General features: G+C 72.5%; 25 protein-coding genes. 7 read left to right on the top strand and 18 right to left on the bottom strand.

The features are described from left to right. Positions 1–161 precede the first annotated feature (161 nt). Genes ACIRD7_RS31555 through ACIRD7_RS31545 form a run of 3 tightly spaced genes read left to right on the top strand, consistent with a single transcriptional unit; the run spans position 162 to position 3996 of the window. A complete protein-coding gene (locus ACIRD7_RS31555) occupies positions 162–638 on the top strand; it encodes a hypothetical protein (protein WP_403458958.1) in 477 nt (158 codons plus the stop codon). Continuing rightward, positions 638–3319: an ATP-binding cassette domain-containing protein gene (locus ACIRD7_RS31550; protein WP_403458956.1), complete on the top strand. Its 2682-nt coding sequence runs from the start codon at positions 638–640 to the stop codon at positions 3317–3319. The genes ACIRD7_RS31555 and ACIRD7_RS31550 overlap by 1 nt, the downstream gene beginning before the upstream one ends. Beyond that, on the top strand, positions 3316–3996 hold the full coding sequence (locus ACIRD7_RS31545) for an ATP-binding cassette domain-containing protein (RefSeq protein ID WP_403458955.1): 681 nt from the start codon (positions 3316–3318) through the stop codon (positions 3994–3996). The genes ACIRD7_RS31550 and ACIRD7_RS31545 overlap by 4 nt, the downstream gene beginning before the upstream one ends. On the opposite strand, the gene ACIRD7_RS31540 is transcribed toward ACIRD7_RS31545, so the two are convergent. Next, positions 3926–4465 carry a transglycosylase family protein gene (locus ACIRD7_RS31540; protein WP_403458954.1) on the bottom strand — a complete coding sequence of 180 codons (540 nt, stop codon included), beginning with the start codon at positions 4463–4465 and terminating at the stop codon, positions 3926–3928. The genes ACIRD7_RS31545 and ACIRD7_RS31540 overlap by 71 nt on opposite strands. 101 nt (positions 4466–4566) lie before the next feature. Then, a complete protein-coding gene (locus ACIRD7_RS31535) occupies positions 4567–5256 on the bottom strand; it encodes a transglycosylase family protein (RefSeq protein ID WP_403458953.1) in 690 nt (229 codons plus the stop codon). A gap of 540 nt (positions 5257–5796) precedes the next feature. On the opposite strand from ACIRD7_RS31535, the gene ACIRD7_RS31530 reads away from it, so the two are divergent. Further along, positions 5797–6579 (top strand): hypothetical protein, encoded by a 783-nt coding sequence (locus ACIRD7_RS31530; RefSeq protein WP_403458952.1) that lies wholly within the window; start codon positions 5797–5799, stop codon positions 6577–6579. Positions 6580–6730: 151 nt separating this feature from the next. Then, a complete protein-coding gene (locus ACIRD7_RS31525) occupies positions 6731–7081 on the top strand; it encodes a hypothetical protein (protein ID WP_403458951.1) in 351 nt (116 codons plus the stop codon). A gap of 48 nt (positions 7082–7129) precedes the next feature. Here the strand turns inward: ACIRD7_RS31525 and der are convergent, their stop codons facing one another. The 5 genes from der to aroH all read right to left on the bottom strand — a co-directional run bounded on the left by der (position 7130) and on the right by aroH (position 11570). Further along, positions 7130–8608: a ribosome biogenesis GTPase Der gene (der, locus tag ACIRD7_RS31520; RefSeq protein ID WP_403458950.1), complete on the bottom strand. Its 1479-nt coding sequence runs from the start codon at positions 8606–8608 to the stop codon at positions 7130–7132. 80 nt (positions 8609–8688) lie between these two features. Further along, a complete protein-coding gene (locus ACIRD7_RS31515) occupies positions 8689–9276 on the bottom strand; it encodes a lysophospholipid acyltransferase family protein (RefSeq protein ID WP_403459373.1) in 588 nt (195 codons plus the stop codon). Between the two features lie 53 nt (positions 9277–9329). Then, positions 9330–10016 carry a (d)CMP kinase gene (cmk, locus tag ACIRD7_RS31510; protein ID WP_403458949.1) on the bottom strand — a complete coding sequence of 229 codons (687 nt, stop codon included), beginning with the start codon at positions 10014–10016 and terminating at the stop codon, positions 9330–9332. Between the two features lie 109 nt (positions 10017–10125). Beyond that, complete coding sequence (locus tag ACIRD7_RS31505; RefSeq protein ID WP_403458947.1) at positions 10126–11211, bottom strand: prephenate dehydrogenase; 1086 nt, start codon at positions 11209–11211, stop codon at positions 10126–10128. Next, entirely contained in the window at positions 11208–11570 is a 363-nt protein-coding gene (aroH, locus tag ACIRD7_RS31500) for a chorismate mutase (protein WP_403458946.1), read from the bottom strand. The genes ACIRD7_RS31505 and aroH overlap by 4 nt, the downstream gene beginning before the upstream one ends. Positions 11571–11815: 245 nt before the next feature. Here aroH and ACIRD7_RS31495 point away from each other — a divergent pair, with 245 nt between their 5' ends. After that, positions 11816–12259: a Rieske (2Fe-2S) protein gene (locus ACIRD7_RS31495; protein ID WP_403458945.1), complete on the top strand. Its 444-nt coding sequence runs from the start codon at positions 11816–11818 to the stop codon at positions 12257–12259. 22 nt (positions 12260–12281) lie between these two features. Further along, complete coding sequence (locus tag ACIRD7_RS31490) at positions 12282–13025, top strand: DNA polymerase beta superfamily protein (protein ID WP_403458943.1); 744 nt, start codon at positions 12282–12284, stop codon at positions 13023–13025. Here ACIRD7_RS31490 and ACIRD7_RS31485 read toward each other — a convergent pair. The 11 genes from ACIRD7_RS31485 to ACIRD7_RS31435 all read right to left on the bottom strand — a co-directional run bounded on the left by ACIRD7_RS31485 (position 12951) and on the right by ACIRD7_RS31435 (position 23496). After that, positions 12951–13700 carry a DNA polymerase beta superfamily protein gene (locus ACIRD7_RS31485; RefSeq protein WP_403458942.1) on the bottom strand — a complete coding sequence of 250 codons (750 nt, stop codon included), beginning with the start codon at positions 13698–13700 and terminating at the stop codon, positions 12951–12953. The genes ACIRD7_RS31490 and ACIRD7_RS31485 overlap by 75 nt on opposite strands. 3 nt (positions 13701–13703) lie before the next feature. Continuing rightward, positions 13704–14726: an ADP-ribosylglycohydrolase family protein gene (locus tag ACIRD7_RS31480; RefSeq protein ID WP_403458941.1), complete on the bottom strand. Its 1023-nt coding sequence runs from the start codon at positions 14724–14726 to the stop codon at positions 13704–13706. After that, positions 14723–15439 carry an NUDIX hydrolase gene (locus ACIRD7_RS31475; RefSeq protein WP_403458940.1) on the bottom strand — a complete coding sequence of 239 codons (717 nt, stop codon included), beginning with the start codon at positions 15437–15439 and terminating at the stop codon, positions 14723–14725. The genes ACIRD7_RS31480 and ACIRD7_RS31475 overlap by 4 nt, the downstream gene beginning before the upstream one ends. A 67-nt stretch (positions 15440–15506) precedes the next feature. After that, complete coding sequence (locus ACIRD7_RS31470; protein ID WP_403458939.1) at positions 15507–16925, bottom strand: DHA2 family efflux MFS transporter permease subunit; 1419 nt, start codon at positions 16923–16925, stop codon at positions 15507–15509. A gap of 52 nt (positions 16926–16977) precedes the next feature. Continuing rightward, the gene (locus ACIRD7_RS31465; protein WP_403458938.1) at positions 16978–17523 is read right to left on the bottom strand and encodes a TIGR03086 family metal-binding protein; all 546 of its coding nucleotides are present in this window, start codon (positions 17521–17523) and stop codon (positions 16978–16980) included. Beyond that, a complete protein-coding gene (locus ACIRD7_RS31460; protein ID WP_403458936.1) occupies positions 17520–18482 on the bottom strand; it encodes a sigma-70 family RNA polymerase sigma factor in 963 nt (320 codons plus the stop codon). The genes ACIRD7_RS31465 and ACIRD7_RS31460 overlap by 4 nt, the downstream gene beginning before the upstream one ends. A 97-nt stretch (positions 18483–18579) precedes the next feature. Next, positions 18580–19701 (bottom strand): pseudouridine synthase, encoded by a 1122-nt coding sequence (locus ACIRD7_RS31455; RefSeq protein ID WP_403458935.1) that lies wholly within the window; start codon positions 19699–19701, stop codon positions 18580–18582. Next, the gene (gene scpB, locus ACIRD7_RS31450; RefSeq protein ID WP_403458934.1) at positions 19701–20384 is read right to left on the bottom strand and encodes an SMC-Scp complex subunit ScpB; all 684 of its coding nucleotides are present in this window, start codon (positions 20382–20384) and stop codon (positions 19701–19703) included. The genes ACIRD7_RS31455 and scpB overlap by 1 nt, the downstream gene beginning before the upstream one ends. Continuing rightward, positions 20381–21724, bottom strand: coding sequence for a segregation/condensation protein A (locus tag ACIRD7_RS31445; RefSeq protein WP_403458932.1), 1344 nt, complete (start codon positions 21722–21724; stop codon positions 20381–20383). The genes scpB and ACIRD7_RS31445 overlap by 4 nt, the downstream gene beginning before the upstream one ends. An 18-nt stretch (positions 21725–21742) precedes the next feature. Then, the gene (locus tag ACIRD7_RS31440) at positions 21743–22375 is read right to left on the bottom strand and encodes a hypothetical protein (protein WP_403458930.1); all 633 of its coding nucleotides are present in this window, start codon (positions 22373–22375) and stop codon (positions 21743–21745) included. Continuing rightward, positions 22360–23496 carry a ParA family protein gene (locus ACIRD7_RS31435; protein WP_403458929.1) on the bottom strand — a complete coding sequence of 379 codons (1137 nt, stop codon included), beginning with the start codon at positions 23494–23496 and terminating at the stop codon, positions 22360–22362. The genes ACIRD7_RS31440 and ACIRD7_RS31435 overlap by 16 nt, the downstream gene beginning before the upstream one ends. Positions 23497–23808 lie beyond the last annotated feature (312 nt).

The raw sequence follows: 23808 nt of genomic DNA, 5'->3' as shown, positions 1-23808 counted from the left end.
GCTCACCACCGGGTGTCCATCCGGGCCGTGTGCGCCCGGTGCTTTCAGGGTCAGCTTGCAGGAGGCATAGTGCAAGTCCATTGGCGGACTTGGAAGACGGCCGGCCACATGCGCAGAAACCCGATGCACAGACACACAGACCCGACGTGTGGGAGCCAGCGATGCGGACAGCCCGACTGCGGACCGTGCACCCCGTCCTCTGGGCCGGCTGGGCCGCCCTCGCGGCCGGCGCGGTGCTGTGCGTCATCGGCTGGTACGGCGTCTCCGGCGAGCGGTTCGCCGAGCAGCAGCTGCCCTACCTGGCCTCCTGCACGGTCCCCGGCGCCGCGCTGATCATCGCCGGGTCGGTGCTGCTGACCCACGGGCGCGGCGCGCTCGCCGCGGCGCGCGTGGAGGAGCTGTACGCCCTGCTGGTGGCCGCGGAGCCCGCCGACGCCGGGGAGGCCGGGCAGTCGGCCACGGCGCCCCTGGCGGTCAGCGGGAACCTGCTGATGGTGCCCGGCGGCACGCTCTGGCACCGGGCGGACTGCCCGCTGGTCGCGGGGAAGGCGGAGGCCGTGCCCGTCGACGCGAAGCTGGTGCGCGGCGGCGAGCTGAGCCCGTGCCCGATCTGTGAGCCGGCCGAAGCGGACGACTGATGTCCGCCCTGACATACGACCTCACCCTGGCCGGCCTCTCGGTCGGCAGCGCAGCCGCGCTCACCGGGATCGGCCTGGTCGTCACCTACCGCGCGACCGGCGTGCTGAACTTCGCGCACGGGGCGATCGCGATGGTGTGCGCCTATGCGCTGCGCCAGTGCGTGGTGGAGTGGGGCTGGCCGCTGTGGGCGGGCGCGGCGGTGACGCTGCTGGTCCTGGCGCCCGGCATCGGGATGGCGCTGGAACGATTCGTCTTCCGCCCGCTGTCCGTCCTGGGCGGCGACCCCGCGCAGACCCTGGTGGCGTCCATCGGGGTGTTCGTGCTGCTGGTGGGCGGGGCGGCGCTGCTGTGGGGCCAGGGTGCGCGGGACGACGCGCCGCAGCTGGTGTCGGCGGACCCGTGGGGGCAGCTGGCGGTGGCGCTCGTCCTCGCGGCCGGGGTCGGGGCGGTGATCCGCTGGACGCGCTTCGGCCGGGAGCTGCGTGCCGTGGTCGACGACCGGCGGCTGGCTGTCCTGGGCGGCATCGACGCGGACCGGGTCGCGGCGGCCGGCTGGGCGTTCGGCTCGTTCACGGCGGGCCTGACGGGCGTCCTGCTGGCCCCGTACGTGCGCCTGGACCCGTACGGCCTGCCGCTGCTGGTGATGGAGGTCGTCGCGGTCGCGGTGGTCGCCCGGATGCGCAGTCTGCCGGTCGCGGTGGTGACGGCGCTGGCGATCGGTGTGGCGCAGAGCCAGCTCACCCGTCTGCATCCGTCGGGCTGGGCCGCGCCCCTGCTCCAGGCGGTCGGCACCAACCTCTTCGTCGTCGCCCTGCTGATCGCGGCCCTGGCCCTGCCGAGCGTGGGCACGCGCGACGCGCTCCCGCGCACGGCCACCGCGCGCGTGCCGACCCCCGCGGGCGCCTGGATCGTGGCGGTCGTCCTCTTCCTGCTGCCCCTGGGCTTCGCGGGCTCGGACCTGCACACGTCGGTGCAGGTGCCGGCCCTCGGCGTGGTGCTGCTGTCCCTGGTCGTCGTCACCGGCCGCGGCGGCCAGATCTCGCTCGGGCAGGCGGCCTACGCCGGCCTCGGCGCCCTGTTCACGGCCCTGCTGGCGGCGGGCCGCTTCCCGGGCCTGCCCCGTCTGCCGGAGCTCGCGGCGCTGGCCCTCGCGGTCGTCCTGGTGGCCCCGCTCGGCCTCCTCACCGGCTGGCCGGCGATCAGCCGCCGCGGCCTCGCGCTGGCCCTGGCCACCTTCGCGGTCGGCGTCGGCGTGAGCCGCTTCGTCTTCGCCCAGCCGTACGCGATCGCGGGCCTGTCCCTCGGCCGCCCGGCGGGCTTCGAGGGCGACCGCGCGTACTACGTCCTGGAGCTCTGCCTCCTGGCGGCCGCCCTGCTGACCACCTGGCTGCTGCGCCGGGGCCGCACGGGCCGGGCCCTGGCGGCGATGCGGGACCACGAGTCCGGGGCGTCGGCGGCGGGCGTGCAGGTACCCGCCCTCAAGCTCCTGGCCTTCGTCTCGGGCGCCGCCCTGGCGGCCCTCGGCGGCGGCATGCTCGGCATGGGCCTGCGCGCCTTCGACCCCGCCGCCTACGACCCCGTCCGCGGCCTCCTCTGGTTCGCCGCGGTGGTCGTCCTCGGCGCCGACAGCACCCTGGGCGCCCTGGCCGCCGCGGCCCTCCTGGTCGGCCTCGACGCGGGCGCCCGGGGCGGCGTGGCGGCGGCGCTGATCGGGGTGCTGGCGGTGTTGGTGGGGCGGTTTCCCGGAGGGCCGTACGAGGCGGTACGGACGGCGGCCAGGCGGCTGCGGCCGGGGCGCGGAGCGGGGCTTACGGCGGTGGGGACGCGGGTGCGGTCGAGCGTCATCAGAGCCGCGGCCGCCGACGGCGGCGGGCCCCCACAAGGGCCACCGGCACCCGACGACGAAAGCGCCACGGGCGGTGCGAGTGGGCACCCGAACGCGGAAGCCGAAGGCCGCGTGCACCCCCACACCCCCTCCCCCGCCCCCGCACTCACCACCCACCACCTCCAGGCCCGCTACGACAACTTCACCGCCCTGGACGACATCACCCTCACCGTGCCCCCCGGCCGCATCACCGCGGTCGTCGGCCCCAACGGCGCGGGAAAGTCCACCCTGTTCCACTGCCTGGCCGGCACCCACCGCCCCGCCCACGGACACGTCCGACTCGGCTCCCGCGACATCACCCGCCTGCCCGCCCACGCCCGCACCCGCCTCGGCATCGCCCGCACCTTCCAGCAGCTGGCCGTCTTCCCCTCGCTGACCGTGGCCGACAACGTCCGCGTGGGCGCCGAGCAGGGCCGCGTCCACGACCCGTCGGCCGTGGAACGGGCCCTGCGGCTGCTCGCCCTGGACGGCCCCGTGCGCTCCCTGCCCGCCGCCGGCCTCCCCACCGGCACGCTCCGGCGTGTCGAGTTGGCCCGGGCCCTCGCGGGCAGCCCGCGCGTCCTGCTGCTGGACGAACCCGCCGCCGGCCTCGACACCGCGGAAGTCGACGCGCTGGCCCGGGTCCTGAAGGCCCTCGCCGCGGACGGCATGGCCCTGCTCGTCGTCGAGCACGACCTCGACCTGGTCGCCGACCTCGCGGACACGGTGCACGTCATGGCCGCGGGCCGCATCGTCGCCTCCGGCCCACCGGACCGCGTCCTGGACGCGGCAGGCGCCCGGGAGACCCCGGCATGACCACGATCTCCCTGCGCCACGCGCGCGTGCGCTACGGCCCCCTGGAGGCCCTCCACGGCGTCACGATCGCCGCTCACGGCCCCGGCCTCACCGTGCTGCTGGGCCGTAACGGCTCCGGCCGTACGACCGCCCTGCGCGCCCTCGCGGGAAGCGTGCGGCTGTCGGGCGGCGCGGTGGTGTGGGACGGCGTCGACGTGACCCGGCTGCCCGCCCACGAGCGGGCCCACCGCGGACTGTGCCTGGTCCCCGAGCGGCAGGCGGTGTTCGGTTCGCTCACCGTGCGCGAGAACCTCGAACTCACGGCCACGTCGTACGACATAGCCCTCGACGCCTACCCGCGGCTCGAACGCCTCCTGACACGCCGTGCCGGCACCCTGTCCGGCGGCGAACAGCGGATGCTGGCCCTCACCCGCGCCCTGTCGGCACGCGCGCGTGTCGTGCTCGTGGACGAACCCGCGCAGGGCATGTCGCCCGCCGTGGCGGCCCGTACGTACGAGTTGCTGAGCGGACTGGACGCGTGCGTGGTCGTCGCCGAACAGCGAGTGCCGCCCGTCCTGCGGGGCCGGGCGGCACTCGTGTACGAACTGCGGCGCGGGGTTGTCGTGTTCAGTGGAGAAGCGGGCGAGTACGAAGCCCGGACCGCGACGCGACCAACCGGACCGACTTCCTCGGCATGAGCAGCAGCGCGTCGGTCAGCCGCTGCTTGACGGGCTGGGCACGGCCGGGCTCCTCCCACTTCATGCGGCCCTTGAGCCCGTAGCGCCGGGAGCAGTGCGGCCAGGCTCCCCAGCCCTGCACGGCCACGACCTTGCGGGCGATGGCGATCTGCTCCTTGCGGGTGGCGAGGTCCGCGCGCGGGGCGTACTTCAGCCCGCCGAAGCCCTCCCACGTCGGCTGCGAGAACTGAAGCCCGCCGTAGTGGCCGTTGCCGGTGTTGATGCGCCAATTGCCGCCGCTCTCGCACTTGGCGACACAGCCCCAGGGCCAATGGTGTTTCGCACAGGACAGGGACGCGGGTTTGGGCGGTGGTCCGGACATGTGTGGTGCGGGCGCCACCTGGGGCGCCTGGGTGGCGTGCGACGTGCCCGGGACGACGGCGGTCAACAGGGCGGCGGCGACGGCGATGCTGAGCGGTGCGTATTTCATATGAGCACGCTAGGCAGCTTATTGCCGTCGATCGGTGCGGCGCGTCCGACGGCCGAAGGGGGCCCACCCGGTCGGCGGACCGGGTGGGCCCCTGGAGGCGCTCAGAGTTCGAGGCGCTGCCCCGGCACGATCAGGTGGGGATCGCCGCCGATGACGGACTTGTTGGCCGCGTAGAGCCGGCGCCAGGTGGTGCCGTTCTGCTCGGCGATGCCGCTCAGCGTGTCGCCCTCGCGGACGGTGTAGTCACCACGGGACGCGTCGCGGGTCGTGTGGCCGCCCTCCGAACGCTCCTGTGTCCGCGAAGGAGTCGAGGGGGCCGCCTCGGCGGTCGACGGAGCCGCCTTGGTGGCAGAGGACTGCGAGCCGGTGGCGGGAGCCGCGGGTGCGCCGCCATAAGCCCCGGCCCGGGCCGAACAGGTCGGCCACGCGCCCCATCCCTGGGCCTTCTGGACCTTGGTGGCCACAGCGATCTGCTGGGCCCTGCTGGCCTGGTCGGCCGTCGGCGCGTAGGCCGTGCCGCCGTACGCGCGCCAGGTGGAGGCGGAGAACTGCAGTCCGCCGTAGTAGCCGTTGCCGGTGTTGATGCGCCAATTGCCGCCGCTCTCGCACTGCGCGATGCGGTCCCACACTCCGCTGTCCGCCGCTGCGGCGTTGCCGGTCGCGGCCAGCAGTCCGAGCGGGGCGAGCAGTGCCGCCCCGGCGAGGACCGCCGTCGTACGCGTCTGGCCCCTGTTCGAAGCCTTGGCCGTCTTGCGAGCGTTGTCGTGAGTGTTATCGGCACATTCGGACATGTAGGTCCCTCTCGAAGGACCCGGGCTCCCCCGGACGGAGCGCGACTCCCCCACGCCATGGGGCGCGTGGGCCGCGCTCGTCCCGTCCGCCGGAAGGGCGTGCTGTGAAGCCGGTTGGTGCGGTTCGGCGGACGTACCCGAGCGGTGCTCGTTGCACACGGCGGAGGAATGTAGGGACTTTGACCAGCGGAGATCAACCAACTCCTTGTCGTTCCAGGCCAGTTCGCCGTTACCTTCGGTATCGGCAATTTTCAGCCACCCACTTCATTCGCTGATTTCCGGATTTGTCGACCACCGAACCCGGCGATCTGTGACACACCCCACGCAACCAACTACCCTGCATTTGCATCGACTTGACAGTGAGTAGGCGATTCCGCGCGCAACGTGACGGTCCGCGTTGGATGGTTCGATTCCGTTCGCCCTGGTGCGTGACTCCCGCCACAGATCGCCCGTTGTCTTCTTCATGAGCCCGGGACCCGCCCGGTTCACGGGCCGGGAGCCACCCGGCCCCACGACGCACCACATCCCGAGGAGCCACCCGTGCCACGCATGCTCGACGTCAGCGACGAGGTACGTGCCGAGATCGGCGACGAGGAAGCCGACCGGCTGCTCGCCGGAGAGAACGCCCCCGGCAGCTACGACTGCACGTCCTGCCGCACCCCGGGCGACTCCGAACAGGAGCGCACCAGCACCGTCCTGTTCATCGGGGACGAGACCGCCGTGCTCGCCTTCGCCCACGCCACCTGTCTGCCCTCGCAGGTCGTCCAGGTCACCGAGGAGCAGCTCAAGGGCGCCGTGAAGTCCATCACCGGCGACACGGTCGACCTGGAGCCGGACGCGATCGTGCCGGAGCAGGCCGTGCTCGGCGTGACCAGCGGACTGGTGCTGATCTCCGGGGAGTTGCACCCCGCCCTGGTCGTGGAGCCCACCGGGCCCATCGTGCGCCCCGGGGCGGTCGGCGCCGGGGACGACTTCCTGCCGCTGCTCATCGAACAGGGGTTCATGCCGGTGCCGGAGCTGGCCGACGTGCCTCCGGTGCTGCACGGCTGGTCCGTGCTGCTGGCGATGGGTCAGCTGCACGCGGTGCTCCAGCCCGGCTCGAATGGCGGGCAGCCGGTCGCGTGGTGGCAGGCGCACCAGCCGCTGCTGGTGACCGACGGCTGGCGGGCCGCGGCCAACAAGCACCAGCAGGTCCTGATGTTCGCGGCCCCGGTGGGCTCCATCGGACGTCAGCCCCGGGAGGATCTGCTGCGGGACGCGCTGGACAAGGCGGCCGCCAACGGAAAGCTGGTCGCCGCGGCACTGCCTCTCGCGGGGACGTGACGGCGCCGACTCCGAAGGGGCTGCGCGTTCGTCGGCGGCCGCGGGTCATTTGCAGTCCCTCGCGGCGGAGCCGTATGAGGTCGCAGCCCCGCGCCCCCAAAGGGGCGCACCCCGACCGCATCTCATCAGGCTCGGGGTCGTTTGGACATACGTGCACGCATACGACGTTCCCCGCCTCCAGGGCGGCCCATCGCCCACGCCGATCTACGACGCGCTCTACGCCGAGTACGTCAAGTCCTTCCGTTCGCTGCCGGGTGATCGCAGCGGTGAGGAGGACCTCGGGTTCGTCGCGTTCGGGAGCATGCAGCACAGTACGGGCCCTTACGGCGGCCATCGTCCGGGGTCGTTCAGCAGCTCGTACAGCGCCTACAGCGCGGGGGCGCACAGCGCCCGGCACGGCAGCGGTCAGCAGCCGCAGTGGCAGCGCGTCGGGCACATCGGCCCGCAGGGCCAGGGCATGCACCATGTCCCGCCCGCCCTGCCGCCGGCGCGCAGAGGCTGAACACAGGTGAAGGGCGGCCCGACGCGGGCCGCCCTTCACCTGTGTTCGCTACTTCTTCCTGCCGCGCTTCTCGCGCACCCGCACCGAGATGTGGATCGGCGTCCCCTCGAAGCCGAACTCCTCGCGCAGCCGGCGCTCGACGAAGCGCCGGTAGCCCGCCTCGATGAACCCGGACGCGAACAGCACGAACCGCGGGGGCTTGGTGCCCGCCTGGGTGCCGAACAGGATGCGGGGCTGCTTGCCGCCGCGGATCGGGTGGGGGTGGGCGGCGACCAGCTCGCCCAGGAACGCGTTCAGCCGGCCGGTCGGGACCCGGGTCTCCCAGCCCGCGAGGGCCGTCTCGATCGCCGGAACCAGCTTCTCCATGTGCCGCCCGGTGCGCGCCGAGACGTTCACCCGGGGCGCCCACGCGACCTGGCCGAACTCGGTCTCGATCTCCCGCTCCAGGTAGTAGCGGCGCTCCTCGTCGAGGGTGTCCCACTTGTTGTAGGCGATCACCATCGCGCGGCCCGCCTCCACCGCCATGGTGACGATGCGCTGGTCCTGCACCGAGATGCTGTCGGCGGCGTCGATCAGGACGACCGCGACCTCGGCCTTCTCGACGGCGGCCGCGGTACGCAGCGAGGCGTAGTAGTCGGCGCCCTGCTGGAGGTGGACGCGCTTGCGGATGCCCGCGGTGTCGACGAACTTCCAGGTCACGCCGCCCAGTTCGATGAGCTCGTCGACCGGGTCACGGGTGGTGCCGGCCAGCTCGTTGACGACGACACGCTCCTCGCCGGCCACCTTGTTCAGCAGCGAGGACTTGCCGACGTTCGGGCGGCCGATGAGCGCGATGCGGCGCGGGCCGCCGACCCCGGTGCCGCCGAAGGTCTGCTGGGGTGCCTCGGGCAGGGCCTCCAGGACGGCGTCCAGCATGTCGCCGGTGCCACGGCCGTGCAGGGCGGAGACCGGGTACGGCTCGCCCAGGCCCAGCGACCACAGGTAGGCGGCGTCTGCCTCACCGCTGGGTCCGTCGACCTTGTTGGCGCAGAGCACCACGGGCTTGCCGGCCTTGCGCAGCAGTCGTACGACGGCTTCGTCGGTGTCGGTGGCGCCCACCTTGGCGTCGACGACGAACACGACGGCGTCGGCGGCCTCGATGGCGAACTCGGCCTGCGCCGCCACGGAGGCGTCGATGCCGAAGACGTCCTGCTCCCAGCCGCCGGTGTCGACGACCTTGAAGCGGCGGCCCGCCCACTCGGCCTCGTAGGTCACCCGGTCACGGGTGACGCCCGGCTTGTCCTCGACGACGGCCTCGCGGCGCCCGATGATCCGGTTGACGAGAGTCGACTTGCCGACATTGGGCCGGCCGACGACGGCGAGCACGGGCAGCGGGCCGTGGCCGGCCGCCTCGATGGCACCCTCGACGTCCTCGAGGTCGAAGCCCTCTTCCGCGGCGAGCTCCATGAACTCCGCGTACTCGGCGTCGCCAAGCTCTCCGTGGTCGTGCTCCTCGCGCGAGCCGTCGGAGTGGATGTGGTCGTTCATGAAGTCCGTACCTCGTCGTTCATCGTGGTGATCGGTGGAACGTCCGGGTTTCCCCCGTCTGATCCACTACTCAGTGTCGCCTAGCGGCCGGTCAGCCGCCTGGAGATTTCCAGGTGCTCGGTGAGCTGCTTCTGGATGCGCTCGGTCGCCTCGTCCAGCGCCGTGCGGGTACGCCGCCCGCTGCCGTCGCCCGCCTCGAAGGGGTCGCCGAAGACGACGTCGACGCGGTGCCGCAGCGGAGGCAGCCCCTTTATCAACCGTCCCCGCTTCTCGGAACTTCCCATCACGGCGACCGGGACGATCGGCGCGCCGCTGCGCACCGCGAAGTAGGCGAGCCCGGCGCGCAGCGCGGCGAAGTCGCCGTGCCCGCGCGTGCCCTCGGGGAATATCCCGAGGACACCGCCGTGCGACAGGACGTCGAGCGCCTGCGTGATGGCCGTGCGGTCGGCGGCGTGCCGGTCCACCTTCACCTGGCCGATGCCGGTCAGGAAGGGGTCGAGCGGACCGATGAAGGCTTCCTTCTTGATCAGGAAGTGCACGGGCCGGGGCGAGACGCCCATCACCATCGGCCCGTCGATGTTGTGGCTGTGGTTGACCGCGTAGATCACCGGCCCGGCGGCGGGCACCTTCCAGGCGCCCAGGACCCGCGGGCGCCACAGCCCGTACATCAGGGGGACGCCGATGCGCCGCCCGATGTCCGCGCCCCGCTCGGACGGAACACTCACCTCGCGGCTCGCTTCTCCTCGACCAGGGTCACCACGCACTCGATGACCTGCGGCAGCGTGAGCGCGGTGGTGTCCACCTCGACCGCGTCGTCCGCCTTGGCGAGCGGCGAGGTCTTGCGGCTGGAGTCGGCCGCGTCACGCTTGATCAGGGCCTCGCGGGTGGCGTTGACGTCGGCGCCCTTCAGCTCACCGCTGCGGCGCGCCGCGCGGGCCTCCGGGGAGGCGGTGAGGAAGATCTTGAGGTCGGCGTCGGGCAGCACGGTCGTACCGATGTCGCGGCCCTCGACGACGATGCCGTACTCGGCGGACTTGGCCAGCGAGCGCTGCAGCTCGGTGATCCGCGCACGCACCTCGGGCACCGCGCTGACCGCGCTGACCTTGGAGGTGACCTCCTGGGTGCGGATGGGGCCGGAGACGTCGGTGCCGTCGACGGTGATCGTCGGCTCGGCCGGGTCGGTGCCGGAGACGATCTCCGCCTTGCCGGCCACGGCGGCGATGGCGGTGGGGTCCTCGATGTCGATGCCGTTGGTCACCATCCACCAGGTGATCGCCCGGTACTGGGCGCCGGTGTCGAGGTAGCTCAGCCCGAGCTGCGCGGCGACGGCCTTCGACGTGCTCGACTTGCCCGTGCCGGACGGGCCGTCGATGGCGACAATCACGGGCTTGGCGGCACCGTTTTCCACGGGGGGACACCTTCCTGGTGCGGTGTGGCGGGAGTACGGGGACGCGAGGGCGCCCCGCACAAGGTTACTGGGTTCGCGTCACTCGTCCGGCCGCGCGCTGCTCAGCGCCCTACTGGCGGATCGCCCAGCCCCGCTCGCGCAGCGAGGCGCTCAGCACCGGCGCCGCCTTCGGCTCCACCATCAGCTGCACCAGACCGGCCTGCTGTCCCGTCGCGTGCTCGATGCGCACGTCCTCGATGTTGACCCCGGCCAGCCCGGCGTCCGCGAAGATCCGCGCCAGCTGCCCCGGCTGGTCGTCGATGAGCACGGCCACGACCTCGTAGACCCGCGGAGCGGCCCCGTGCTTGCCCGGTACCCGCACCTGTCCGGCGTTCCCGCGCCGCAGCACGTCCTCGATCCCGGCCGTGCCCTCGACCCGCTTGGCCTCGTCGGACGACTGGAGCGCGCGCAGCGCGCGTACGGTCTCCTCCAGGTCGCCGGCGACGTCGGTGAGCAGGTCGGCGACCGGGCCGGGGTTCGCGGAGAGGATGTCGATCCACATCCGCGGGTCGGAGGCGGCGATCCGGGTCACGTCCCGGATGCCCTGGCCGCACAGCCGTACGGCCGCCTCCTCGGCGCTCTCCAGGCGCGCGGCGACCATGCTGGACACCAGGTGGGGCATGTGGGACACCAGGGCGACCGCGCGGTCGTGGGCGTCGGCGTCCATGACCACCGGCACGGCGCGGCAGTGCGAGACCAGCTCCAGGGCGAGGTTCAGCACCTCGGTGTCGGTGTCGCGGGTCGGCGTCAGCACCCAGGGCCGGCCCTCGAAGAGGTCACCGGTGGCGGCCAGCGGGCCGGACTTCTCGCGGCCCGACATGGGGTGCGAGCCGATGTACGAGGACAGGTCGAGCCCGAGCGCCTCCAGCTCACGGCGCGGCCCGCCCTTGACGCTGGCCACGTCGAGGTAGCCGCGGGCCACGCCCTGGCGCAGCGCGTCGGCGAGCACCCGGGCGACGTGCGCGGGCGGGGCGGCGACGATCGCGAGGTCGACGGGCCCGTCGGGGGCCTCGTCGGTGCCGGCGCCGAGCGCGGCGGCCGTACGGGCCTGCTCGGGATCGTGGTCGGCGAGGTGGACGACGACGCCTCGCTGGGACAGGGCGAGCGCTGCGGACGTACCGATGAGGCCGGTACCGATGACGAGGGCGGTTCTCACTGGGCGATGTCCTTGCGCAGGGCGGCCGCGGCACCGAGGTAGACGTGCGCGATGTGGGCGCGGGGCTTGTCGGACTCGATGTGCGCGAGGACGCGGACGACCCGGGGCATGGCGCCGGCGATGTCCAGTTCCTGGGCGCAGATCAGCGGGACGTCCACGATGCCGAGCTTGCGCGCGGCCGCCGCCGGGAAGTCGCTGTGCAGGTCGGGCGTGGCCGTGAACCAGACGCTGATCAGGTCGTCCGCGGTCAGGCCGTTGCGCTCCAGGATCGCCGTGAGCAGGGCACCGACCTGCTCGTCCATGTGGCCGGCCTCGTCCTGCTCCAGTTGGACGGCCCCCCGGACCGCTCGTACCGCCACGGCGCTGCTCCTTGCTGAAGTACGGATCGGCTCTACGACTGTCCAGCCTAGTCAGCCCGCGTGCGGCGGGCGCGGCCGGTGCGCACTGGGCTACCCGATGTACGAAATGCGCCGTTTACCGCCCTCCCTCCTGGGTTGCTTCTCCTTCGTTGTTTTGAGTGCAAAGATGCTGTTGCTCCGCTCGGAGCAACATTCCCGGCGGCTGACCTCCGCCGCTGGTTCTTCCGCACCTTCGGAGTCACGACATGACCAACGGTCCGACGCGGCGCACGATCCTCATCGCCACGGGCGCGACAGGCGCGGCGGCGCTCGTCGCGGGCTGCGGCGATTCCGGCGACGACGGCGGCTCGACCTCGACCTCCACCACCTCCCCCGGCCAGGACGGCCAGACCAGCGAGGAGGGCAAGGAGCTGGCGAGCACGTCCGACATCCCGGTGGGCGGCGGCACGATCTTCAAGGACGAGAAGGTGGTGGTGACCCAGCCGCAGCAGGGCGAGTTCAAGGCCTTCTCCGCCATCTGCACGCATCAGCAGTGCACGGTCGGCAGTGTCTCGGACGGGACGATCAACTGCCCCTGTCACGGCAGCAAGTTCAGCATCACGGACGGAGCGGTGGAGAACCCCCCGGCCACGCGACCACTGCCCGCGAAGGAGATCACCGTGGACGGAAATTCGATCCGGCTGGTGTGATCCGCCGCGTACCCTCCCGGGCATGGACCCCGAGACCCTGGTACGCGACCACACGATCTACGCCTGTGTGATGGGCTCGCGCGCCTTCGGTCTGGCCACGGACGACAGCGACACCGACCGCCGGGGCGTCTTCCTCGCCCCCACGCCCCTCTTCTGGCGCTTCGACAAGCCGCCGACGCATGTCGACGGCCCGCTGGAGGAGCAGTTCAGCTGGGAGTTGGAGCGCTTTTGCGAGCTGGCCCTGCGCGCCAACCCGAACATCCTGGAGTGCCTGCACTCCCCGCTCGTGGAGCACGTCGACGACACCGGCCGTGAGCTGCTCGCCCTGCGCGGGGCGTTCCTGTCCCGCCAGGTCCACGAGACGTTCACGCGCTACGCGCTCGGTCAGCGCAAGAAGCTGGAGGCGGACATCCGCGTCCACGGCGCCCCGCGCTGGAAGCACGCCATGCATCTCCTCCGTCTTCTCGCGAGCGCCCGCGACACGCTGCGCACCGGCCGCCTGACGATCGACGTGGGCGACCGGCGCGAGGCGCTGCTGGAGGTCAAGCGGGGCGAGGTGCCCTGGTCGCAAGTGGAGTGCCGGATGACCCGTCTGGCGAGCGAGGCGGAGGAGGCCGCCCGACGCAGCCCGCTCCCGGACCGGCCGGACCGTCGCCTGGTGGAGGAGTTCCTGATCCGGGTCCGCCGCGCGTCAGCCCTCCAGCCGGGTCCGTACGACGAAGGAGTGCAGGGCGTCGTATCCGCGCGGGGCGTCGGGCAGGGCTGAGGCCGCCTGCGCCTCGTCGAGCGTGCCGTGCAGCCGCTCGATATCGGCCGCCACGCGCGCGTGGTCGACATCGGTGCCACCGTGCTCCTGCTCCGCCTTCGCCGCGATCAGCTCCGGCAGATAGCCGGGCGCGTCGACCTCGCCGATCAGCGTCGGCAGATGGGGCTGCACCTCACCGCTGCGCATCAGATGCACGCCGGTGAGCAGCACCCGGAAGGTGTACAGCAGCGGCTTGAGCTCGCCGGTCTTCTCGAACAGCCGCCACTGGGTGCCGGCGAACCCCCGGTAGTGATGCGCGTGGTGGCTGGTGAGCACACCGGGAGCGAGCTCGGCCAGCTCCCGGTGGGCGTCGGTGGTGTGCACGACGAGCGGTGAGAGCAACTGCTCCAGGACGTATCCGTTGCGGCGCAGCATCAGCCGGACGAACTTGCGCAGGTCGTGCGTGACCAGGTCCATCTCGACGCCGTCCCGCAGCCACATCCGCGACCGCGTCTCGTCCGGCTCGCGCAGGCCGACCAGGTCGGCGGCCGGCAGCAGGTGCACACCACGCAGGTCGACGTCCGAGTCGCGTGACGGGAAGCCGTACAGGTGCGCGCCGGAGACGGTGGCGAACAGCACCGGGTCGGGCTGTTCGGCGACGACGGGGGCGAGGTCGAGGTCCAGGGCGTCGATCATCCGTCAAGCGTCCCAGAGGGCGCCGAGGGTCAGCAGGTCCCCCCGGTACTCGATCCGGTCCGCCCACGCCGTCGGCCAGACGTCCGCGCCTAGCCAGGCGCCCGCGAACGCGCCGGCCAGGCAGGCGATCGAGTCCGAGTCCCCGGCGGTGCAGGCGGCCCGCCGCAGCGCGGTGAGCGGCTCGTCGACGAACCACAGGAAGCACAGCAGCCCGGTGGCCATGGCCTCCTCGGCGATCCAGCCCTCGCCGGTCGCCAGGCACGGGTCGGTCTCGGGCGAGACGCCGCGCACGGCCTCCTGGAGCCGGTCCAGGACGCCCAGGCACTCGTCCCAGCCGCGCGCGATGAAGTGCTCGGCCGAGGGATCCTGGCTGCGGGTCCACAGGTCGCCGAGCCAGCGCTCGTGGTAGCGGGTGCGGTTCTCGTAGGCGTACGACCGCAGCAGCCCGACCAGCCCGGTCGGCTCGGCGCCCTGGGCGAGCAGTCGCACGGCGTGCGCGGTCAGGTCGGACGCGGCGAGAGCCGTCGGATGGCCGTGGGTGAGCGCGGACTGCAACTGGGCGGCGCCCGCGCGCTGTTCGTCGCTGAGACCGGGGACGAGCCCGATCGGCGCGACGCGCATGTTGGCGCCGCAGCCCTTGGAGCTGATCTGGCTGGCGTCCTGCCAGGGCCTGTTCTCGTCCTTCAGCAGGTCGCAGGCGACCAGGCAGGTCCGGCCCGGCGCGCGGTTGTTCTCCGGTGACTGGTACCAGTCCACGAACTCCTCGCGCACCGGACGCTCCAGCCGCTTCGGCCCGAGCACGCCCCGGTCCATCGCCGTCCGCAGCCCCTTCCCCAACGCCAGCGTCATCTGCGTGTCGTCGGTGACGATCGCCGGCGTCGGCAGCTCCATCTCGCGCCACGGCCCGCACTTGGCGAGGATCGACGGCACGTCGCTGAACTCGGTCGGGAAGCCGAGCGCGTCGCCGAGGGCGAGGCCGAGCAGTGCGCCGGTGGCGGCGCGCTTGCGGACGGTGGTCGTGGTCATGCGGGGCGTCCTTCCGGGGTGGGCCGCAGCAGGGGCGGGTGGAGGGTGGTGGCACGGCCCGCGCGATACAGCGCGGCCGGCTTGCCGCGGCCGCCGGTGAGCCGGGCGGCGCCGGGGACGGGCTCGACGAAGCCGGGCGTGGCGAGCACCTTGCGGCGGAAGTTGGGCCGGTCGAGGGCGGTGCCCCACACCGTCTCGTAGACCTGCTGGAGCTCGCCGAGCGTGAACTGGGGCGGGCAGAAGGCGGTGGCCAGGCCGGAGTACTCCAGCTTCGCGCCGACGCGCTCGTGGGCGTCGGCCAGGATCCGGTCGTGGTCGAAGGCGAGCGGCCCCGCCTCGTCGTACGGCACCCAGCGCGCCTGCGCGGCGTCGCTGCCGCCGTGCGGTTCGGGCGGGTGCGGCAGCAGCGCGGTGAAGGCGACCGTCACGACCCGCATCCGGGGGTCGCGGTCGGGTTCGCTGTAGGTGCGCAGCTGCTCCAGGTGCAGCCCGGAGACGTCCGACAGGCCGGTCTCCTCGGCGAGTTCGCGCCGGGCGGCCGTCTCGGCCGACTCGTCCGGCTGCACGAAGCCGCCGGGCAGCGCCCAGTGCCCCCGGTACGGCTCCTGCCCGCGTTCGACGAGCAGGACGTGCAGGACGCCGTCGAGGATCGTGAGGACGGCGAGGTCGGCGGTGACGGCGAAGGGTTCATGCGCGTACTTGTCGTACTCCATGCGAACCCACCCCCTTAATAGTCAGTACGACTATAAAGAGGGTGGAGATGTCGCCGCAACCCCCTGCCTACGCTCGCCCGCGGGAGGGCGCGAACGCCGCCACGGCCGCCCCCACGGCCGCCGCGCCCGCGCTCACCCACAGCGCCGCGCCGGCCCCGTCGATGAACGCCTGCGGGGAGCCGTAGGCGCCGTACGTCGTGAACACGGCCGCGGCGACGGCCACCCCGAAGACCCCGCCCAGCTCGCGCAGCGCGTTGTTGACGCCGGCCGCGACGCCCGCGTCGCCCAGCGGGACGGACGAGGTCACGGCGTTGGCCACGCTCGGGAACACCATGGAGATGCCGACGCCCGCGACGATCAGCGGGACGACGAGGCTGCCGTATGCGACGCCGGGTTCGAGCTGCCAGGCCAGCAGGGCCAGGCCCGTCGCCTGGAGGACCAGTCCGCCGAACATGAACGGCCGGTTCCCGAACCGGTCGGCGAGCGCACCGGCGATCGGCGCGACCAGGAGAGGCGTGGCGTTCCAGACCAGGATCCGCACGCCCGCCTCCAGCGGGGAGTAGCCGAGGCCGAGCTGGAAGAGCTGCGTGATCATGAACAGGGCGCCGAGCAGCGAGGCGAAGAGGAGGAAGCCGGAGGCGTTCGCGGTCGAGAAGCCCCGGCGGCGGAAGTGCGACAGCGGCAGCATCGGATAGCGGGCGCCGCTCCGCTCCCAGCCCAGGAAGGCCGCCACGAACACCGCTCCGACCGCCAGCGCGGTCAGCACCTCGGCGCTCCCCCACCCGGCCTCGGGCGCGCGCACCGGCGCCCAGGCGAGACCGGTCAGGCCGATGGCCGCCAACACCAGTCCCACCAGGTCAAGTTGGGGGCGCGTCCCGTAGCTCTCGCGCAGCTTGGTGGCGGCCAGAGGCAGCATCGCCAGCCCGAGGGGCACGTTCAGCCAGAAGATCCACTGCCAGGACAGCCCCTCGGTGACGGCCCCGCCCAGCACCGGCCCGGCCGCCACGCCGAGCCCGGTCACCCCGCCCCACATCCCGATGGCCACGCCCCGCTTCTCAGCCGGGAACGCCTCGCTGATCAGGGTCAGCGTGAGCGGCAGCAGGACGGCGGCCCCGGCGCCCTGGAGCACCCGCGCGCCGATCAGCTGGCCCGGGCCCTGGGCGAGGGCCGCCGCGGCCGAGGCGAGGGTGAAGACGGCGAGCCCGACGACGTACATCCGCCGCCGCCCGAACCGGTCGCCGAGCGCGGCGCCGGTCAGGGTGAGGCAGGCGAAGACGAGGTTGTAGGCGTTGATCGTCCACTCCAGCTCCGACAGGCTCGCCCCGAAGTCGGCCCGCAGCGCGGGCAGCGCGGTGGCCACGACCACGACGTCGAGGGAGCAGAGCAGGGCGCCGAGTCCGGCGAGGGCGACGGTCCACGCACGCCGTGACGGCGCCATTTGCGCGCGTGGTGGTGATCCGAGGGGAGCTTTCAGGGTCTCGGTCATGACGATGCCTTCCGTGAGATCACGACGGTCACTCACGGAAGGCAGACCGGGCTCACCCCGGAAAGGAATCGCGCCGGCCCAGGAAGGCCAGCAGGCGGACGTCGGCACGCGCGCGTGGCGGCACGACGACCGGCGCGCCGAACCGCACCCCGCGGTCCTCGTCCGCGACCACACAGCGGGCGACACCCAGCAGCTCGGCCGCGAGCGGGGCCGGAATGGGCCGGGGCCGGCCGCAGGCCTGGGCGACGTCCCATCCGTGCACGGCTATCTCCACCGCCCCCACGGCTCCCATCACCCGCACGTCCAGCGGCCGTTCGCCCACGGACACCGACCCGGGCGGCCCGGCGGCCCAGGCGCCGAGCAGCGCGCACGCGCGCGTACGGAAGCCGCAGGCCCGGTCGGCACGCGGGAACAGCCCGATCCGCCCGCCCGTCAGCCCCTCGTACAGCGCGTCCAGCGAGTCGTCGAGGTGTGCGAGCAGCTCCCCTAGGTCCCACTCGGCGCAGGGCGTCCTGCGCCCCATGCCCCCTGCCGGGACCTCAGCGACGCTGCCCAGTGCGTAGGCGAGGGAGCGCTCCAGCAGCTCCCCGGAGTTCACGACCACTCCTTCGGCAGCCCGAAGCGGTCGAGTGCGTCCGGGTCGAGGAAGGCCGTGATGCGGGCGAGGGCGCCCTCCCGCACGGTGAGCACCTGCAAGGAATGCACCCGGTTGACCCCGTCGTCCCCGCGTACGTACATCGCCACGGCCGGCTGCCCGTTCGCGCGCGTGCGCAGCATCCGCAGGGTGCCCTTCTCGTGCACCCGCGCGTGCAGGAAGCGCAGCACGTCCTTCTTGCCGCTGTACCACTCCAGGAAGGGCGGCATCTCGAGCTCCACGCCGTCCTGGAGAAGCCCGATCAGCGCGTCCAGGTCGGCGTTCTCGAAGGCGGCCACGTACCGGTCGAGCACGTCGCGGTCGGCGGCGCCCTCCGGCTCCTCGACGAGGTCCTCGTCGGGCGCCACCTCGTCGAGGCGGGCACGCGCGCGTTGCAGGCTGCTCTTCACGGCCGCGGTGGACATGCCGAGCTGCGCGGCCACCTCGGACGCCCGCCACGCCAGCACGTCCCGCAGGATCAGCACGGCACGCTGGCGAGCGGGCAGCTGCTGGAGGGCCGCGACCAGCGCCAGCCGCAGGCTCCCGCGGGCGGCGACGACGTTCGCCGGGTCGACCAACGTGTCGGGCAGCGGCTGGAGCCACGGGACGTCCGTCGCAGAGGCCCTCAGCGGCTCCTCAGGCGCCTCCGAGGGCCCGCCGAGCCCCGAGGGCAGCGGACGGCGCGCGCGGCCCTCCAGCGCCGTCAGACACGTGTTGGTGGCGATCCTGTGCAGCCAGGTCCGCAGGGACGCCCGGCCCTCGTAGCCGTCGTAGGCCCGCCAGGCCCGCAGATACGTCTCCTGCACCAGATCCTCGGCCTCGTCGACCGACCCCAGCATCCGGTAGCAGTGCGCGAGCAGCTCGCGCCGGTACGGGTCGGTCAGCCGTACGAACTCGTCACGGTCCACTGTGGTCGCACTCATCCCCGCTCCCTCCGTCATGGATACAGACCGGCGGAGCGGCGAAAACGAATCGGCCGGACCCGGATCGATTCCGGGACCGGCCGACACAAGGGGCTGCCTAGAGGTCGACTTCCTGCATCAGCATCCCCACCTCGGTGTTCGAAAGGCGGCGCAGCCACCCCGACTTCTGGTCGCCGAGGGCGATCGGACCGAAGGAGACCCGCACCAGCTTGTCGACGGGGAAGCCGGCCTCCGCGAGCATGCGGCGCACGATGTGCTTGCGGCCCTCGTGCAGGGTGACCTCGACCAGGTAGTTCTTGCCGGTCTGCTCGACGACCCGGAAGTGGTCCGCGCGCGCGTAGCCGTCCTCCAGCTGGATGCCGTCCTTGAGCTTCTTGCCCAGGTCGCGCGGGATGGGGCCGACGATGTGCGCGAGGTAGGTCTTCTTCACGCCGTACTTGGGGTGCGTGAGGCGGTGGGCCAGCTCACCGTGGTTGGTGAGCAGGATGACGCCCTCGGTCTCGGTGTCGAGCCGACCGACGTGGAAGAGCCGGGTCTCACGGTTGGTGACGTAGTCGCCGAGGCACTGGCGGCCCTCGGGGTCCTCCATCGTGGAGACGACACCGGCGGGCTTGTTGAGCGAGAAGAACTGGTACGACTGCGTGGCGACGGTCAGCCCGTCGACCTTGATCTCGTCCTTCTCCGGGTCGACCCGCAGGCCCTGCTCGGTGACGATCTTGCCGTTGACCTCGACCCTGGCCTCGTCGACCAGTTCCTCGCAGGCCCGCCGGGAGCCGTAACCGGCCCGCGCGAGCACCTTCTGGAGCCGCTCGCCCTCCTGCTCGGCGCCCGGGAAGGTCTTGGGCAGCTTGACGTCCTTCTTCCCGGCGTACCGCTCCCGGTTGCGCTCCTCGGCCCGGGCGTCGTACTCGCGGGAGGTCGCCGGAGCCGTGCGGCCGCGCCCGGTGCCCTGGCCCTGCCTGGGGCCGCCCTTGGCGCCGCCCCGCGCCGAGGCGCCACGCCCCGACTTCGGGCCGTCCTGGGTGGCGCCGGGGCCAACGTCGTAGCGCCGCTCCTCGGGGCGCGGCTTCTTCGGCCGGCCGCCCTGCTTGTCGTCGCGGTTGTTACCGGCGCCGCGGTAGTTACCGCGGCCCCCGCTGCTCCCGCCGCGGCCGCCGCTGTTGCCACCACGGCTCCCGCCGTTGTTTCCGCTGCTGTTCCTGCCGCTGCTGCTTCGCATCAAAGTTCCGTCTGGTCGTCTGCGTCGTCGGTGCCCCTTGGTGCCGGGGCGCCCGGACCGTCATCGGGAGCGTCCGGGTCGAACGACGGCACCCCCTCCTGGGTCTCGGCCTCGATCGCCTCCGCCTCCGGGAGGAAGGGCGCGAGCTCCGGGAGCTCGTCCAGACCGCGCAGGCCCATCCGCTCCAGGAAGTAGTTCGTCGTCCTGTACAGGATCGCACCTGTTTCGGGTTCCGTGCCCTCCTCCTCGATCAGCCCGCGCTGAAGGAGGGTGCGCATGACACCGTCACAGTTCACTCCGCGTACGGCGGAGACGCGGCTGCGGCTGACCGGCTGGCGGTAGGCGACCACGGCGAGTGTCTCCAGGGCGGCCTGGGTGAGGCGGGCCGTCTGGCCCTCCAGGACGAGCCGCTCGACGGCGGCCGCGTACTCGGGGCGGGTGTAGAACCGCCAGCCGCCCGCGACGAAGCGCAGCTCGAAGCCACGTCCCTGCACGGCGTACTCGTCGGCGAGCGCCCGCAGGGCGTCCGCGATCCGGCGCTTGGGCCGCTCCAGGAGTTTTGCCAGATGCTCCTCGGTCGCGGGCTCGTCCACGACCATGAGCATCGCCTCCAGGGCGGGCTTGAGGTCGAGGTCCGCGACGGCGCGCAGCCCGGCCGGAAGCTCGGTGGTCTCCTCACTCACGCCTTCTTCTCCTCCTTCGGCTGCTCCGGCGGCCGGTCGAACTCGTCGGTCACTGTGGGCGTCGCGTCCCCGTCCCCGCCGGTCCAGCGCACCAGCAGCTCCCCGAGCGCGGTCTCCTGGTCCAGGGCCACGGCCTTCTCGCGGTAGAGCTCCAGCAGGGCCAGGAACCGCGCCACGACGGTGAGGGTGTCGTCCGTGTCCTCGATCAGCGCCCGGAAACTGGCCTCGCCGAGCTCCTTCAGCCGAGCGACGACGATCCCGGCCTGCTCCTGCACGCTCACCAGCGGCGCGTGGATGTGGTCGACGTAGACCTGCGGCTTGGGCTTGGGCTGCATCGCCTTGACCGCGAGCCTGGCGAATCCTTCCGCCCCGATGCTGATGACGACCTCGGGCAGCAGCTCGGCGTGGTGCGGTTCGAGCCCGACGGTCCGCGGGTAGCGCCGGGCCTCGTCGTCTAGCCGCCGGCTGAAGATGTCGGCGATCTGCTTGTACGCGCGGTACTGCAGCAGCCGCGCGAAGAGCAGGTCGCGCGCCTCCAGCAACGCCAGGTCGGCCTCGTCCTCCACCTCGGCGGCGGGCAGCAGCCGGGCCGCCTTGAGGTCGAGCAGCGTGGCCGCGACCACCAGGAACTCGGTCGTCTCGTCGAGGTCCCAGTCCGGCCCCATCGCCCGGATGTGGGCCATGAACTCGTCGGTCACCTTGGACAGGGCGACCTCGGTGACGTCCAGCTTGTGCTTGGAGATCAGCTGGAGGAGGAGATCGAAGGGGCCCTCGAAATTGGCGAGGCGGACCTTGAAGACGCCGTCGTCGGCGGCTCCGTCGCCGGCTCCTTCGGCAGCCGCCTTGGCGGAGGCGGGCTCGTCCCGCTGGGCGGGGAGGACGGGCGCGGGCTCGGGAACCGGCGCGGGCTCGGGGGCCGACGCAGGCTCGGGAACCGGCGCGGGCTCGGGGGCCGACGCAAGCTCGGAAACCGGCGCGGGCTCGGGGGCCGACGCAGGCTCGGGAACCGGCGCGGGCTCGGACGCGGGCTCGAAGACCGGCGCGGGCTCGGACACCGCCTCGGGAACCGGCGCGAGCTCGGGCGTGGACGCGGGATCGGGCGCGGGCGCGGACTCGGGATCAGGCGCGGGCGCGTACTCCCGCTCGACCCCCGGTAGACCAACCTGGGATTCCGTTTCCGGGACCACGGCCACGGGAACCTCGGCGACCGCTGCCGCCTCGGGCTCCGGTTCGACGGGACCCGGTGTCCCCACCGGCGACGCTCCCGGCCCCCGCCCGAGCGCACGCCGACGGCCGCCGGAGGCACCGGCGCGCGGGGCTGGAACGTCGTTCGAGGTCATGGCCCCCGCAGGCTACCGCTACCGCCCGCGGAGTCGTCGTACCAGGATGCTGGCGTCTCCCCGGCTCTCCAGATCCGCGAGCACCACGGCCACGGCCTCGCGGACGATCCGCCCGCGGTCGACGGCCAGCCCGTGCTCGCCGCGCAGCACCAGCCGCGCGTGCTCCAGATCCATGAGCTCCTCGGCGGAGACGTACACGGTGATCTTCTCGTCGTGCCGTTCACGCCCACTGGGCCGGCGCGAGGCCGACCGCCCCCGCTTGCGCGGAGCGGCCGAGGCGGAGGCGGAGGCGGCTGCTCCGGAACCGGACGCGCCGGAACCGCCGGAGGGGGTCGCCGTCGCGGCAGAACCTTCCTGCGCCCCCTGCCGCCGCCCGGTGCGCTCCGCGGCCGCGGAGCGGCTGCGGGACTCGCCGGTGTCGGCGGACTCCGCCTCGGCCGCCACGTGCTCGGCGCCGTCGCCGTCACCGCCCTGCACGGGCACCGACTGCGGCGCGTCCTCGGCGGCGGCGGTCTCGTCGCTCTCCCCCGCGGGAGCCGGCACCCGGGCCTCGCCGTTGGCGGGGCGCCGGGGAGTGGACGGCTGGAGCGCCATACCCCCTGTCGTACGGAACAGTTCGTCGGCCCCCGGCAGACTCACTCGGCGTGACACCGGGCGAGCACCTCCCTGGCGAGCTGGCGATAGGCGGCGGCACCGACGGAGTTGGAGGCGTAGGTGGTGATCGGCTCACCGGCGACCGTGGTCTCCGGGAAGCGGACCGTGCGCCCGATGACCGTGTGGTAGACGTGGTCGTCGAACGCCTCGACGACACGCGCGAGCACCTCACGGCTGTGCACGGTGCGCGAGTCGTACATCGTGGCGAGGATCCCGTCGAGCTCCAGGTCCGGGTTGAGCCGCTCCTGGACCTTCTCGATCGTCTCGGTCAGCAGCGCCACACCGCGCAGCGCGAAGAACTCGCACTCCAGCGGGACGATCACCTTGTGGGCGGCCGTCAGCGCGTTGACCGTGAGCAGACCGAGCGAGGGCTGACAGTCGATGACGATGAAGTCGTAGTCGTCCATCAGCGGCTTCAGGGCACGCTGGAGCGTGGACTCGCGCGCGACCTCGGAGACGAGCTGGACCTCGGCCGCCGAGAGGTCGATGTTGCTCGGCAGCAGGTCCATGTTGGGGACCGCCGTCTTCAGGAGCACCTCGTCCGCCGACATGCCCCGCTCCATGAGCAGGTTGTAGACGGTGAGGTCGAGCTCCATCGGGTTGACGCCGAGACCGACCGAGAGCGCGCCCTGGGGGTCGAAGTCGACGAGCAGGACCCGGCGTCCGTATTCCGCGAGCGCGGCACCCAGGTTGATGGTCGACGTGGTCTTGCCCACGCCGCCCTTCTGGTTGCACATCGCGATGATCTTCGCGGGGCCGTGGTCGGTCAGGGGACCCGGGATCGGGAAGTACGGCAGCGGGCGCCCGGTCGGACCGATGCGCTCACGGCGCTGCCGGGCAGCGTCGGGCGCGAGCGTGGCCGCGTACTCGGGGTCGGGCTCGTACTCCGCGTCGGGATCGTAGAAGTGCCCGTCGGGCAGTTCGTCGTAGTCGGCGAATTGGTTGTGGGGCGCGCCACTTCCGTCGCCGGCCATGGCGTTCACGTGATGGCCATCCATGCTCTGGTGTGCTGTCTGAGTCAACCCTGAGATCTGGTGACTCTGGTGGGCTGCGAAGGTGCGCACCGCAACGGAGCCGACAGCCTCGAATCCCGCGGGACCCTGGTCCCGTACCGGCATTCCTGGTTGACCACCCCCGGGAGAAAATGTCGACTCATTCACAAGTCGTCTTACCTCCTTGGTGACCAGGAAACTTCTAGACAGGTCAGCGTGGCACCATGCCGACGGTTGGCGACTCTATGGCGTGTCGGTGGTCCGCAGCAACACAATCCGCCGGACCGAGCAGATGTGTCGACAATGAAACATCCCGCTGTCAAGGGCGTACGGCCGTCGCACGGCAGGTTTCACGGGTGTGCGAATCGGTCGAAGGGTTGCGTTCGAGGCGAGTTGACCGAGAGTCGCAAAGTGACCATACACACATCCGGCCGGACC

This window comes from Streptomyces sp. NPDC093568 (assembly GCF_044764945.1).
Classification (GTDB): Bacteria; Actinomycetota; Actinomycetes; order Streptomycetales; family Streptomycetaceae; genus Streptomyces.
The sequence above is the reverse complement of the archived record's forward strand: the minus strand, read 5'-3'. Positions and strand labels throughout refer to the sequence as shown.